13 protein-coding genes are annotated in these 12734 nt (G+C 72.5%); 7 read left to right on the top strand and 6 right to left on the bottom strand.

What is annotated here, in order from left to right; all coding sequences use genetic code 11:
- Positions 1 to 196: 196 nt before the first annotated feature.
- The 3 genes from ACIGW2_RS26690 to ACIGW2_RS26680 all read right to left on the bottom strand — a co-directional run bounded on the left by ACIGW2_RS26690 (position 197) and on the right by ACIGW2_RS26680 (position 2564).
- Complete coding sequence (locus ACIGW2_RS26690) at positions 197 to 778, bottom strand: DUF6328 family protein (protein WP_399846499.1); 582 nt, start codon at positions 776 to 778, stop codon at positions 197 to 199.
- An 811-nt stretch (positions 779 to 1589) separates the two neighbouring features.
- Complete coding sequence (locus ACIGW2_RS26685; protein WP_356074792.1) at positions 1590 to 2042, bottom strand: SRPBCC family protein; 453 nt, start codon at positions 2040 to 2042, stop codon at positions 1590 to 1592.
- 144 nt (positions 2043 to 2186) lie between these two features.
- Positions 2187 to 2564 carry a PRC-barrel domain containing protein gene (locus ACIGW2_RS26680; protein ID WP_399846497.1) on the bottom strand — a complete coding sequence of 126 codons (378 nt, stop codon included), beginning with the start codon at positions 2562 to 2564 and terminating at the stop codon, positions 2187 to 2189.
- Between the two features lie 332 nt (positions 2565 to 2896).
- Between ACIGW2_RS26680 and ACIGW2_RS26675 the strand changes: the two genes are divergently transcribed.
- The 7 genes from ACIGW2_RS26675 to ACIGW2_RS26645 all read left to right on the top strand — a co-directional run bounded on the left by ACIGW2_RS26675 (position 2897) and on the right by ACIGW2_RS26645 (position 7755).
- A complete protein-coding gene (locus ACIGW2_RS26675) occupies positions 2897 to 3937 on the top strand; it encodes a serine/threonine-protein kinase (protein WP_399846495.1) in 1041 nt (346 codons plus the stop codon).
- Between the two features lie 185 nt (positions 3938 to 4122).
- Positions 4123 to 4266: a hypothetical protein gene (locus ACIGW2_RS26670; protein ID WP_391656957.1), complete on the top strand. Its 144-nt coding sequence runs from the start codon at positions 4123 to 4125 to the stop codon at positions 4264 to 4266.
- 100 nt (positions 4267 to 4366) lie between these two features.
- Positions 4367 to 5236 (top strand): hypothetical protein, encoded by an 870-nt coding sequence (locus tag ACIGW2_RS26665; RefSeq protein ID WP_399846492.1) that lies wholly within the window; start codon positions 4367 to 4369, stop codon positions 5234 to 5236.
- Between the two features lie 168 nt (positions 5237 to 5404).
- A complete protein-coding gene (locus ACIGW2_RS26660; RefSeq protein ID WP_399846490.1) occupies positions 5405 to 5776 on the top strand; it encodes a hypothetical protein in 372 nt (123 codons plus the stop codon).
- Positions 5773 to 6165, top strand: coding sequence for a hypothetical protein (locus ACIGW2_RS26655; protein WP_399846488.1), 393 nt, complete (start codon positions 5773 to 5775; stop codon positions 6163 to 6165). Before ACIGW2_RS26660 ends, ACIGW2_RS26655 begins: the two co-directional genes overlap by 4 nt.
- A gap of 216 nt (positions 6166 to 6381) precedes the next feature.
- Positions 6382 to 7017 (top strand): CBS domain-containing protein, encoded by a 636-nt coding sequence (locus ACIGW2_RS26650; RefSeq protein ID WP_399846485.1) that lies wholly within the window; start codon positions 6382 to 6384, stop codon positions 7015 to 7017.
- A gap of 51 nt (positions 7018 to 7068) precedes the next feature.
- Complete coding sequence (locus ACIGW2_RS26645) at positions 7069 to 7755, top strand: response regulator (RefSeq protein ID WP_399846483.1); 687 nt, start codon at positions 7069 to 7071, stop codon at positions 7753 to 7755.
- A gap of 13 nt (positions 7756 to 7768) precedes the next feature.
- On the opposite strand, the gene ACIGW2_RS26640 is transcribed toward ACIGW2_RS26645, so the two are convergent.
- From ACIGW2_RS26640 to ACIGW2_RS26630, 3 genes are read right to left on the bottom strand one after another with little or no spacing between them, the layout of a single operon-like run.
- A complete protein-coding gene (locus ACIGW2_RS26640) occupies positions 7769 to 9502 on the bottom strand; it encodes a GAF domain-containing protein (RefSeq protein WP_399846480.1) in 1734 nt (577 codons plus the stop codon).
- A 51-nt stretch (positions 9503 to 9553) separates the two neighbouring features.
- Positions 9554 to 12178, bottom strand: coding sequence for a cation-translocating P-type ATPase (locus tag ACIGW2_RS26635; protein ID WP_399846478.1), 2625 nt, complete (start codon positions 12176 to 12178; stop codon positions 9554 to 9556).
- A gap of 7 nt (positions 12179 to 12185) precedes the next feature.
- Positions 12186 to 12629 (bottom strand): universal stress protein, encoded by a 444-nt coding sequence (locus tag ACIGW2_RS26630; protein ID WP_399846476.1) that lies wholly within the window; start codon positions 12627 to 12629, stop codon positions 12186 to 12188.
- Between the last annotated feature and the right edge of the window lie 105 nt (positions 12630 to 12734).

Genomic DNA, 12734 nt, shown 5'->3' with positions numbered 1-12734 from the left:
CCGCCCGGGCCCCGGCCCCCGCGCCCCCCAGATTTGTTTTACCACCGCCCCCCCCCCCCCCCGGCCGGGCGGGGGGGGGGGGCGGGCGGGGGTGGGGGGGGGGGCCCCCCCCCCGCGGCCCCCCGCCCCTCCTTCGTCGCCGTCCCCCTCCGTCGTCGCCTTCCACCCCCGGGGCGTCCTGCCCGACCGCGGCCGGTCAGCCCTCGTCGGCGGTCCCGCGGGTGCGGACCCACAGGGGCAGGACGAACCAACAGACCAGGTACCAGGCGAGCACGGCGGAGACCAGCCAGGGCACGTACGGGTCGTGCGTCGCCACCCGCAGGATGAGGCACAGGGCGGCCGTGAGCGTCGCGAGCAGCAACAGCATGCCCGTGAAGGTGAGCCGGGAGGCCCAGACCACGGCCTGGGGCTTCACCCGCCGCCCCGACACAATCCGGTGGAAGGACACGGGGCCGATCAGCGCACCCGTCGCCAGGGAACCGAGGACGACCGTGACCAGGTAGATCGTCTTGTCGGTCCGTGCCAGGTCGTGGAAGGGCGGGGTGAACACCACGGTGAGCAGGAAGCCGAGGAGGATCTGGACGCCGGTCTGGGCCACCCGGATCTCCTGGAGGAGCTCCTGCCAGCGCCGGTCGGCGCGCTCCTCCTCCGTCTCGGCCCGCCCGCGCCCGCGGGTGCCGGCCCCGGTGCCCGTGCCACCGCCCGGCTCGGGGACGTGCCCGTCCTGCCCTGCCCCCTTCGGCCCGTCGTGCGGGCCGGCGCCGTTGCGTACGTCCATGAGGTTCCTCCTCGAAAGCGGGGGCGGGGGGCCCGTGCCGGGCCCCCCAGGGTGCGTTCACGCCCGGCGCCCGCGCCGGGCCCGCGCCGCGGGGGCGCCTCGGCCCGCCGAGGTCACCATCGGCAGGGCGGGTGGCCCGCCCGCGCCGCCCGTCCGGCGTGCCCCGTCCGCGCGGTGCGCCGGGGGGCACGGCGGGAGCGCGGGTGCGGCTCCCGCCGTTCCGGCCCGTGGCACTGGGGTCCTCGGACGGGACTGCGGCCTCCGGCGGCCGCGCCGGCGTGCCGGAGGGCGGGTCGGGCGACGGAACGGGCGGACCGGTGCGGCGGGCTCCGCCACGGCGGCCCGGTCGGCGTGGGGCACCTCGTGGGTGCCGCGGGCCGACTGTCCGTCACCCCGCTCCGTCGCCCACCAGTTCGGCTTGCCGCGCTGCCCCGGGTCAAACCCCCGGGAGCCCGGGGAGACCGCCGGGTGGCCCCGACCCAGGGCTCGGGGGGCGGTGGTATGCGCGGGCCGGGCGGCCTGCCGGAGCCGGCCCCGGACATGCGACCGCCCCGCACGGCGGGGGTCCGTGCGGGGCGGTCGGGAACCGTCGGCGGGCGGCGTGGGGGGGGGTGGCCGCGGCCGACGGCGGGAGAGGCGGTCCAGGGGCGTTTCCGTCGACCCGCCTACCCCTTCCGCGGGCGGCCATTCCCCCGGCGCGACATCCGGTGGTGCCCCGCCCAGCCGCCTGACGGGATCCGGTCTCCGAACCCGGATGTCGCAGGTCCGGCTCCTGTCACCCCTGCCAGGGGCGCGCGCCGGCGCCGGATCGTCAGACGGATCCGCGCCAGCCGCCCGTCTGACGGCCGTCGCGCTCCTCGATGAACGACTTGAACCGCTTGAGGTCCCCGGCCACCTTGCGCTGGACGAAACCGAGCTTGTCGCCGACCTGTTCCGTCAGCCCCTCGGGGGCGAACTCCATCTGGAGCATGACCTTCGTCCGGGTCGCGTCGAGACGGTGGAACGTGACGACGCCCGCCTGCCGGGCCTGGCCCTCGACGGTCCGCCAGGCGACGCGGTCGTCCGGGATCTGCTCCGTGATGACGGCGTCGAACTCGCGCCGCACCCCGCCGATCTCCGTGACCCAGTGGGTGAGCGTGTCCGTGCGCTGCTCGATCCGTTCCACACCGTCCATGAAGCGCGGGAACGTCTCGAACTGGGTCCACTGGTCGTAGGCGGCGCGGACCGGGACCTCCACCTCGACGGATTCCTCGACCTTGGACATGGCGACACCTTTCTCTCGGACGAGGACGACTGCCTCGTCGGACGTGCTGCTGCGTTCGTACGGGGGGCGGGGCGAGGGCCGGCGGGGCCCGGCGGACGGCCGGCCGGGAGCGACCGGGACCGTCCGGTATCGCCCACGGGCCTGTCAGAGGCCGCCGAAGCCGCCCGGAAAGCGCCGGGAGGCGCGGTAGTACTGGTCGATCTCCTCGCGGTACTGGCGGTCCGCGAGATGCTTGTCGGAGACGAACTCGGGCGAGTCCTTGACCTGTTCCTTCGACAGGGCGAGGTGGAGGGTTCGCTCCTCCGGATCGACCCGGGTCACCGCCCGCGCCGGGATGAGCACTTCCCTTCCGAAGATCCACACGCCGGTGTCGACGACCAGGTAGGAGTCGTCCACCTCGTCGGAGTGCTTGTCCACCTTGCCGATGTGGCCGTCGCAGGCCTCGACCCGCCAACCGGTGAGGGCCGTGCCCGCCACGTGGCCGGACTCGGTGCTGAAGGACCAGAGAGGGTCGGTCGTCACTGTCACTCCTCTGCCGCCCGGGGATCGGACGGGTGGCGGCGCCGGGCGGACGGGCCGCCCCGGAGCGGGGCACGACGGGCGTCGTCGGTGCACCCGGGCGCCGCCGGCGGGACCACCTCGTTCGGTGGCTCCCTCCCGCGGGGCCGGACAGCGTCCGCGTACCCGGACATCCGGGGATAAACCTGGAACGCGCCGCGGCGGCGGGTCCGGTGGGGGATGTTCATGGACGGCCGGGGCACGCGAGCAGCGGCGGGCCCGCGCCTCCGGCGGCGGGCGACGCACCCGACTCCCGGCCCGTCGGCAGAGGGCCGGCCAGACCCCAGGGAGCACCGATGCACCTCCGAGCGAGGCCCGTACCTCCGGTCGTCGACGTCACGCGGGCGGCCCGAGCCGTCGACGGACGCTACCGGCTCGACCGGCTGCTCGGCCGGGGCGGCACGGCCGACGTGTACGAGGCGCTGGACCTGCGGCTGCGGCGCCCCGTCGCCGTGAAGGCGTTCCGGCCCGCGGGGTCGCGCCGGGCCGACGTGCAGTGCGCCGAGGAGGCCCGGTTGCTGGCCCGGATGCACCATCCGGGGCTGGTGCCCCTCTACGACACCGGCCGCGATGCGGACCGGCCGTATCTGGTGATGCGGCTCGTGCGGGGAACGACCCTGCGGCGGCGGATCGCCCGCGGGGTGCTCACGCCCGCCGAGGCCTGCCGGACGGGGGCGGCCCTGGCCTCGGCCCTCGCCCACGTGCACGCCCACGGCGTCGTCCACCGCGACGTCAAGCCGTCGAACGTCCTGCTGGACCGGTCGGGCGCTCCGCACCTCACGGACTTCGGCATCTCCCGCCGGGTCGAGGCGACGGGCGACTCCCCCGGGTGCGCGGGAACCCTGGTCGGCACCGCCTCCTACATGGCGCCCGAGCAGGCGCTGGGGCGGCGGACCGGACCCGCGGCCGACGTGTACAGCCTCGGTCTGGTGCTGCTCGAAACGCTCAAGGGCGAGGCGGAGTACGGCGGGGCACCGCTGGAGGCGGCGCTGGCGCACCTGGACCGCCCTCCGGTGCTGCCGTCCGGTCTCCCGGCCGAACTCGCCCGCCTGCTCGCGGCGATGACCGCCCGCTCCCCCGCCGCCCGTCCGGACGCGGCCGCCTGCGCCCGGCTCCTCGCGGCGCCCCGCACCTCGCGACACACCGGCGCGCGCACCGCCGCCCCCGCCACCCGGCGCGCCCGGCCTGCCCCAGCGGCCGCCCTGGCCACGCTCGGTCTCGCGGCGGCCGGAACGCCGGGCGGCGCATCCATGCGTGTTCCGGCTCCCCCGCCGTGGGACGCCACCGAGGACCGGACCGAGCCGTACCCGTACGCCCTTGCCTCACCCCTCTCCTGACGGGAGGACAGCCGCGGGGAGGTGTGAGTCGTCCGCTCCTGGCAACACGGGGACCAGGACACGGAGGGCGGGCGCGGAACCGTGCCGGCGAACCCTACGAAGGCGGTGCGAACGTCCCTGTACGGCTTCGCTCCGGCCGGTGGCGGCGCCCTCGACGTCCCGCCCGACAACAGGAGGAGGATCCCATGACCGCACTGCTGGACCGCATCAAGCGCTTCGCCCGCAGCCCCCAGGGTCGCGGCGCGGCGGCTTCCCTTCGCCGCGTCGCCGCCGACCCGCGCAACCGCACCCGGGCGAGCCGCCTGCTCGGCAGGCTGCGCCACCGCTGACCCCGAACGATCTCCGTCACGGGAGAAGCGGGGGCCGACGGCCCGGGTCCCGCCTCCGGGCCCGGGCGCCCAGCCCGTAATGCTCAACATCCTCCACTGCGTGCGCAACAGCTCGAAGTCGACGACCCTGCGCGTCATCGACTACTGCCTGGGCGACAAGGACAACCCCGTCGGTGCCCTGGGCGTGGCAGTCGCCAGCGAGTATGTGGAGGTCAGTACGGAGCTACGGATCGACGGCCGCCCCTACACCCTGACTCGATCCCTGACACACGGGAAATTGGGGAAGGTAGCCATCAACGGGGAGGAGGTGCCAGCCACGGGTTTCTCCGACTGGATCCTCCGTGAACTCGGTTGGCCCAACTTGCACGTCCCTCTCGGGCTCAATCCGGCGACCGCGACGCAACTGACGCCTCCGCCTTTTCGCAACACCCTGCGTCACACCTACCGAAATGAGGACTCCTGGATCAGATTCGCCAACAAGGAGCAGGAGTTCACTCGGCGCGCCGTAATCAGTCAGCTGTTGGACTTCGCCCGCGCCAGGAGCGGCAACGCACAGCGAGAGTTCAAGCTGGCTCGGGCAAGGCGTCACCTCGACGAAGCACAAGCCGTGGAGCGCGAGGTGCGACAGAGCACCGTGCAAGCCGTCACCGCCATTACGGAGAGCCTGCAGCTACCTTCGGCTCGTACGTCCGAGCAGGTAGCTCGCGCGCGTCAGGAGGTGCGGGCAAAACTCGATTCGGTCCGCCAGCAGCGGCAGCAATTGACGGCCGAAATCCAGAGCATCGACGGTGGGAGTGCGTCGGATGCGACTGGTCCGGTGGACCACAACTCCGCTCTCACCCGCGAATACAGCGAGCCCACCAGCCGGGTGAAGCTCGCGACGGATGAAGTGATGGCGCTGACACAGGTGCGTGAAGAACATCAGCACTCTGCCCGCACCGTGAACGCAGATATAGGCCGTATGGAATGACTGATCACTTCCATCGGTGTCTTCGACACCCTGCCAGTCCGGCAATGCCCGGCGTGCGAGCAGGCGGTCGCCGCTCGTCGTCACCATGCTGAGAACGCTTGTTACCTGTGCTTCCAGACTGCCGATGAGGACAAACGCGTCCGCCGGGCACAGATCGAGATCCGGTCCTTGAGGTCCGAACTCGACGACCTCAACGGGGTCATTGTCCGTACGGATGCCGACCTTGGTGCCGCTCTCGCCCGACAGGCGGAAATGCAGAGCCATCAGGGTGAACTCGCTCAACGCCTGAATGAGGAGCGAGCCGCACAGCTCGCGCCCTTCGTCGCCGCCTTGGAGCAGTTGTCCGCTGAGATCGCACGGTTGGAGCACAAGCTGACCGCGTTCCCTGCGATCCAGTCGATCCTGGAACGCCGCGACGAGGCAGACCATGCCCTTGTGACCGCGCAGACGGCCGCGGATGAACTGCAGAGCCTGCCTCCGTCCGCTGAAGTGGCAGGTATGTCACCCGTGGACCGTGCTCCATATTCGCCGAGCGGATGAACAGCTTCCTGGCGGACTTCCGCGGCGGTGTCTGGGTGAGCAGCGATGTGTCGATCAGGGACTCGGACCTCACCTTCTACGTAGGAACCCGCCCGTGGGACCAGGCCCTGGGTGCCGAAGCCAAGGTTCTCTTCTTCCTCGCCTACAGCTACGCAATGCTCTTCCTCGAGCAGGACCTGAACCTGGAGCGCGTCCCTGGTTTCCTCCTCCTCGACAACCCCTGTCAGCAGGGAATCGCCCCGAGCGTCGTGCAGCGGGTGCTTCTGCAGCTCGCCGACGCGGCACGCGAGACGGGCACGCAGATCATCAGCACTCAGGCGGTCACGCCCCCGGGTAGCTCGCCTTCGATCAGGCAGATCCCTATGCCCACGGTGTACGCCGCTCCTTGAGGCGGTCGGCTGCCCGAGCGCTCAGCCGGACCCATGCATGCGCGGCGGCCGTCCACACGGCGGCCGGCCAAGAGGGACGGCAAGGGGGCCGTCCGGCCCTCCTCACATCCGAACGATGAGGGGAGACTCGTAGGGAAGACCTTCGGGGGTCGCGTGAGGCCGCGTCGCTCTTCGGCGTCATGCGCCCGTACTCGCCCTCAGCCCCGGGAGACCACGATGCCCTCCCCCAGCTACCGCGTCAGTGACGTCATGACCCACACCGCCGTCGCGATCGGCCGTGACGCGCCCTACAAGGAGATCGTCGCTCTGATGGACCAGTGGAAGGTGAGCGCCCTCCCAGTCCTGGAGGGGGAGGGACGGGTCGTGGGGGTGGTCTCCGAGGCTGATCTGTTGCCGAAGGAGGAGTTCCGGAGCGCGGAACCGCGACCGGACGAATGCGCCGAGGCCGCCAAGGCCGGGGCCGTGCGGGCCGGCGAGCTCATGTCGAGTCCGGCTGTGACGGTGCACGCGGGCGCCACCCTCGCCGAGGCTGCGCGGATCATGGCCCGTCGGAAGGTCAAGCGACTGCCGGTGGTGAACGAGATCGGACTGCTGGAGGGGGTCGTGAGCCGGAGCGACCTGCTCAAGGTGTTCCTGCGGAAGGACGACGAGATCGAGGCGGAGATCCGGCGGTCGGTGCTTGGCCGGGCGGCGCTTACGGGATTGGACGTCACCGTGGTGGAGGGCGTGGCCGCCCTCCGGGGTGCGCTGGCCGACCGCTCCCTGGTGCCTCTGCTCGCGAGGGCCGTGCGAGCCGTGGAGGGAGTCGTCGACGTCCGGATGGAGCTCGGTGCCCATGAGGACGCTTCATGACGGACAATCCTTGTGGGGGCGGGTGGACACACACCGACCACAGGGGTCGCCATGACCGATCTGCCGGCAGCCGAGACACCCACGCGGGTCTTCCTCGTGGACGATCACGAAGTAGTCCGCCGGGGCCTGCGTGACCTCATCGACGACGAACCCGACATGGAGGTGGTCGGGGAGGCGTCGACCGCCGATCAGGCAGTGGCCAGGGGGCCGGCCCTGCGGCCGGACGTGGCCGTGCTCGACGTACGCCTGCCGGACGGCGACGGGATCACCGTGTGCCGCGAGCTGCGGTCGAGCATGCCGGACGTGGCGTGCCTGATGCTGACCTCCTTCGACGACGAGGACGCCCTCCTCGACGCGATCATGGCCGGTGCGGCGGGATACGTGCTCAAGCAGATCAAGGGTTCGGACCTCGTGTCGGCCGTGCGGACCGTGGCCACGGGGCAGTCGATGCTGGACCCGGCCACCACCGCCCGGCTGATGCACTCGTTGCGCGATCCCGAAGCGGCCAAGGCACCGGAGGACGAACGCCTCGCGGCGCTTTCCGAGCGGGAGCGCTCCGTCCTGGAACTCATCGGTGAGGGGCTCACCAACCGGCAGATCGCCAAGCGGCTCTACCTGTCGGAGAAGACGGTCAAGAACCACATCTCACGGCTGCTCGGCAAGCTGGGAGTGGAACGCCGTGTCCAGGCCGCTGTCATCGCCGCGCAGGTCCACGAGCACGACGCCGAGGAGAAGTAGCCACTTCCGTCCCTCACCCCTGGTCGGGTGGTAGGGGGATGCTCCATTCGAGCAGCGTGCCGCCCGCCGCGCCTGGGCGTGCCCGGACCGACAGGTCGCCGCCAAGCCGCTCGGCCCGTTCGGTGAGGTTGCGCAGTCCGCTCCTGGGGCCGCCGGGCCGGATGCCGATGCCGTCGTCGCTCACCATGACGGCCAGCACGCTCTCCTCCGCGACGACCGCCACCTCCGCGTGACGTGCGTTCGCGTGGCGGGCCACGTTGGTGAGGGCTTCGCCGATGACCGCGATCACCTCCTCGGCTGCCTCGGCGGGGACGTCGGTGTCGAGCAGACCCTCCATGCGCAGCGCCGGGGCGAATCCGAGGATCGACCCGGCCGAGTCGACCGCCTTCACGATGCGGTTCCTGAGCTTCGGCGCCGTTGCGCTGGTCTCGTGTTCCCGGAGTCCGAAGATGGTCGATCGGATGATCTTGATGGTGGCGTCGAGATCGTCGATGGCACGCGTCAGCCGGTCCAGGGCCTCCGGGTGTTCGACGAACCGTCGCGCGCTCTGCAAGGTCATTCCGGTGGCGAAGAGGCGCTGGATCGCGAGGTCGTGCAGGTCGCGGGCGATCCGGTCGCGGTCCTCCAGCAGGCTGACCTGCTCGGCGTCACGGCGCCGGTCTGCGAGTTCCAGGGCCAGCGCCGCCTGGCCGGCGAATCCCGGCAAGGCACTGATCTCGACGCCCGTGAAGGGCGACCGTCCCCGGCGCCTCGCGAGGATCATGACTCCGCTCAGCCGTTCTTTCGTTCCGACCGTCACGGCCACCGCCGGTCCGAAGCCCGTCCAGCGTTCCGGCTGCACGGTGATGCGCGGTTCGTTCTCGACGTCGGCCACGGTGATCAGACCGTCCCCGGTCAGAGCGACGGCGGCAAGGGTTCCCTCGCTGCTGGGAAGCACGACACCCCGGTGAGCCTCCGCTCCTTCGCCGCAGGCCAGCGACCCGCGCAGCTCGCCCCCCGGGCCGACCAGGTAGAACACCCCGTTGTCGGCGCCGGCGATGTCCACGGCTCGCTCCAGCATCCCGTCCAGGACCTCCGTCTCCGCCTCGCCGGACAGGAGGGCGCTGGTGAAGTCGGAGCTCGCGGCCAGCCAGCGCTGGCGGAGCCGACCCTCCTCGTAGAGCCGGGCGTTCTCGACAGCGATACCGGCGGCCACGGCCAGGGTCGTCACGACCGCCTCGTCCTCGGCGTCGAAGTCGGCCCCTCCCCGCTTCTCGGTGAGGTAGAGGTTGCCGAACACCTCGTCACGCACGCGGATCGGAACTCCGAGGAACGCGTGCATCGGCGGGTGGTGGGGCGGGAAGCCGTACGAGGCCGGGTGCTCGGACAACTCGGACAGGCGCAGCGGCTTGGGGTTGCGGATCAGCTCGCCCAGGATGCCGTGGCCGGACGGCAGCGCGCCGATTCGCTCGCGCAGGTGCTCGTCGATGCCGACGGTGACGAACTCGGAGAGCCTCCGGTCGTCGCCGATGACACCCAGGGCGCCGTACTCGGCGTCCACGAGGGCCACCGCCGCCTCCACGATGCCGCGCAGCACCTGCGGCAGGTCCAGTTCCCGGCCGACGGACATGACGGCTTCGAGCAGTCCGTTGAGCCGGTCCCTGGTGCCCCGCACCTCGTCGATGCGTCCCTGGAGCTCGTCGAGCAGCTCGTCCAGCCTCAGCCGCGGCAGCCTCGCGTCCGCGGACTCGGTGCCGTCCCGACCCATCGAAACCTCCGGTCGCGCCAGGCGCTGCTCACGGACCCGGCGCGCCTGTTTTCACCGTAGTCCCGATGTCCCGGCCGTTCCTGCTGACCTCGTCCGCCGGAACGCCGTTCGGACGAGCCGTGCCGCGAGAAATCCGGCGGGCGCGCAGACGGCGGCGAGGCCGATACCCGCCCAGCCGAGCGGTTCGGTCTCCAGGACCGCCCTCAGGAACGGCACGTACAGCGCGGCAGCGGCCAGGAGGGCGGAAGCGAGGACCGAGAGCGGGAGGAAGGGGTTCTCGCGGGTCAGCAGCCGGGCCCGCAGTCCCAGCACGACGCCGAGCTGGGCGGCGAGCAGGGCGAGGAAGAGGACGCTCTGCCAGGCCAGGTCCAGCGCCCGGGCGGCGAGGCCGGCGCCCAGCGTGGCGGTCGTGACGACGGCGGCCAGGAGCAGCAGCCGCTGCCAGGCGCCTCCACCGAGGATGTGCTGGTCCGGCGGTCGCGGCGGTCGTCGCATCGTGCCGGGGGCCGCCGGTTCGGCGCCCATGGCGACACCGGTGAGGCCGTGCGTGAGGAGGTTGATCCAGAGGATCTGCCCCGCACGCAGAGGAAGCGGCAGCCCGAGCAGCGGGCCGAGCAGCATGACGAGGATCTCGGCCGCGCCGCCGGCCATCCCGTAGACCAGGAAGCGGCGGATGTTGTCGTAGACGCGCCGGCCTTCCTCGACGGCCGCGACGACCGTCGAGAGCTCGTCGTCCGTGAGGACGAGGTCGGCCGCCTGCCGCGCGACCTCCGTACCCCGGGCGCCCATCGCGACGCCGATGTCGGCGCGGTGGAGGGCCGGGCCGTCGTTGACCCCGTCGCCGGTCATGGCGGTCACCGCTCCCCCGGCACGCCACGCCTCGACGATGTCCAGCTTCTGCTGGGGGTCCGTGCGGGCGAAGACCCTCACGGAGGTGAGGTCGGGAACCCGGCCCGCGGCCACGTCCGGGCCTGTGACGACGCGTCCGCCGGTGTCTTCCCTCCCGGCTCCGCATGTGTCTCCGAGAAGCGCGACGCCGGCCGCCACCGCCCGCGCCGTCGCCGGGTGGTCGCCCGTGATGAGCACGGGGGTGATCCCGGCAGCCCGGCAGGCGGCGAGGGTTGCGGCGGCGTCCGGCTTGGGCGGGTCGCTCAGCGCGACGAGCCCGAGCAGTGTGAGTCCCGATTCCGCCGCGGCGACCGGGGCCGGCGCGTCGTCCCGTACGCCGGAGGCCACGGCGAGGACCCGGTAGCCGCGCGCTGCCAGGTCGGCGGCCCGCTGCCGGGCCTGGTTCAGCGTCTCCGGAGGGTCCACGAGCACCGCGCCGGCGAGTACGGCCTCGGGGGCGCCCTTGAGGCACACGAGCACCCTGCCCTCCGCGGCGGTGTGCAGCGTGGTCATGCGCTTGCGGAGGCTGTCGAAGGGCACCTCCCCGATCCGGGGACGGGTCCCGGCCAGCGCGGCCTGGTCCGGGCAGCCCGCCTTGGCCGCGGCAGCGAGCAGGGCGGCTTCCATGGGGTCTCCCAGGGCCGTCCAGCGACCGTCGGGCGTACCGGCGTCGGGTGGCCGCAGGGCGGCGTCGTTGCACAGGGCCGTGACGGTCAACAGCTCCTGCACCGGCGCGAGCACGTCCGCCTCCGCCGGACTCCCGCCTGCGAGAACCTCTCCATCGGGTTCGTAACCGACACCCCGAAGTTCCGCGCTCACGCTCGGCGTCCAGACGTGCTGGACGACCATGCGCCCCTCCGTCAGGGTGCCGGTCTTGTCGGTGGCGAGGACGGACACCGAGCCGAGCGTCTCCACCGCCGGCAGCCGCCGCACCAGGGCGTGCCGGGCGACCATGCGCCTGGCCCCCAGGGCGAGGGCCAGCGTGACGACGGCCGGCAGGGATTCGGGGACGGCGGCCACGGCCAGGCTGATGGACGTGACCGCCATCGTGCCGAGCGGAAGGCCGCGGACGAGGCCGAGGGCGAAGACCAGCACGCACAGGGCGAGCGTCACGGCGGCGAGGACGCGGCCGAGTGCGGCGAGGCGGCGCTGCAGCGGTGTCGGCTCGCGGTGGTCATCGAGGAGTGCCGCGATGCGGCCGAGCGCACTGGAGGCGCCGGACGCCGTCACGACGGCCACACCTCTGCCGCGCGCCACGACCGTGCCGGCGCTGAGCGTGTCCCCGATGTCCTTGTCCACGGGCACCGACTCCCCGGTGAGCATGGACTCGTCCAGGAGAAGGGCGGACGCCTCGACGAGCTCGGCGTCGGCGGCGACGATGTCGCCCTCGCCGAGGAGGAGCACGTCGCCGGGGACGATCTCCGCGGCCGGCAGTTCCCGGACGGCACCGTCGCGCCTGACGCGCGCGTGGGGTGCACTCAGTGCCGAGAGGGCGGCGACGGCGTTGTCGGCCCGGATCTCCTGGGCGACACCGACGGTCGTGTTCACGACCACGACGACCGCGATGACGATCGCGTCGGCATGGTCGCCGATCGCAAGGGTGAGCACGACGGCCCCGAGCAGCACCATGATCAGCGGGTCGCGCAGCTGGGCCAGGATCCGGGTGTGGAGACGTACGGGCTTCCTCGCGGCCACCTGGTTGGGGCCGGTGGCAGCGAGCCGGCGGGCGGCCTCCGCCTCGGTGAGGCCCGCAGCCTCACCGGCCGACACGGCTGCGGTGGCGGTCATGGCGGGCTCACTCGGCGGGAACGGTGATGACGGGGCACCCGGCCCGGTGCAGTAGGCCGTGAACGACTGAACCGACGCGCATCCCCGTGTATCCGCCCCGGCCCCGGTGTCCGACGACGATCGTGCCGCTCAGAGCGGCGGCCCTGCGAAGCCCCTCCGCGGGTGGGCCACCACTGACTTCCGTGACGACCACGAGGTCGGGGTGGCGCGCCGCGACCACCTCGGCGGTCCGGTCGAGCACCTCCTTACCGGCTCGTCCGACCCGGACGATCTCCGCCGGGGACAGGATCCGGGCGGCGGCGTCGGTGTCCGTCGCATGGACGAGGCAGAGTCCGCTGCCGCGCAGCGCAGCCTCTTTCGCGGCCCACAGGGCAGCGGTCCGGGCGGAAGACGATCCGTCCACTCCGACCACGACCCTGCCAAGCCCGGGACGGTCAGGGGTTCCGTCCATGGCTCCTCCTCATCCGGTCCGCGGCCTCCGTGCAGGACTGTTCTCACCGTGGCATCCGCTGCCCGGGCGACCGGAGGGCCGCTGGGGGCAAGGGCGGGGCCAAAG

Origin of the sequence: Streptomyces sp. NPDC053541 (assembly GCF_044544705.1) — a bacterium.
Taxonomy (GTDB): Bacteria; Actinomycetota; Actinomycetes; order Streptomycetales; family Streptomycetaceae; genus Streptomyces.
This window is presented reverse-complemented; position numbering and strand designations above follow the sequence as displayed.

Excerpts from the sequence above, each read along its gene's own strand:
- ACIGW2_RS26690 (WP_399846499.1), bottom strand. The coding sequence starts at position 778 with ATGGACGTACGCAACGGCGCCGGCCCGCACGACGGGCCGAAGGGGGCA.
- ACIGW2_RS26685 (WP_356074792.1), bottom strand. The coding sequence starts at position 2,042 with ATGTCCAAGGTCGAGGAATCCGTCGAGGTGGAGGTCCCGGTCCGCGCC.
- ACIGW2_RS26675 (WP_399846495.1), top strand. The coding sequence starts at position 2,897 with ATGCACCTCCGAGCGAGGCCCGTACCTCCGGTCGTCGACGTCACGCGG.
- ACIGW2_RS26670 (WP_391656957.1), top strand. The coding sequence starts at position 4,123 with ATGACCGCACTGCTGGACCGCATCAAGCGCTTCGCCCGCAGCCCCCAG.
- ACIGW2_RS26655 (WP_399846488.1), top strand. The coding sequence starts at position 5,773 with ATGAACAGCTTCCTGGCGGACTTCCGCGGCGGTGTCTGGGTGAGCAGC.
- ACIGW2_RS26650 (WP_399846485.1), top strand. The coding sequence starts at position 6,382 with ATGCCCTCCCCCAGCTACCGCGTCAGTGACGTCATGACCCACACCGCC.
- ACIGW2_RS26645 (WP_399846483.1), top strand. The coding sequence starts at position 7,069 with ATGACCGATCTGCCGGCAGCCGAGACACCCACGCGGGTCTTCCTCGTG.
- ACIGW2_RS26640 (WP_399846480.1), bottom strand. The coding sequence starts at position 9,502 with ATGGGTCGGGACGGCACCGAGTCCGCGGACGCGAGGCTGCCGCGGCTG.
- ACIGW2_RS26635 (WP_399846478.1), bottom strand. The coding sequence starts at position 12,178 with ATGACCGCCACCGCAGCCGTGTCGGCCGGTGAGGCTGCGGGCCTCACC.
- ACIGW2_RS26630 (WP_399846476.1), bottom strand. The coding sequence starts at position 12,629 with ATGGACGGAACCCCTGACCGTCCCGGGCTTGGCAGGGTCGTGGTCGGA.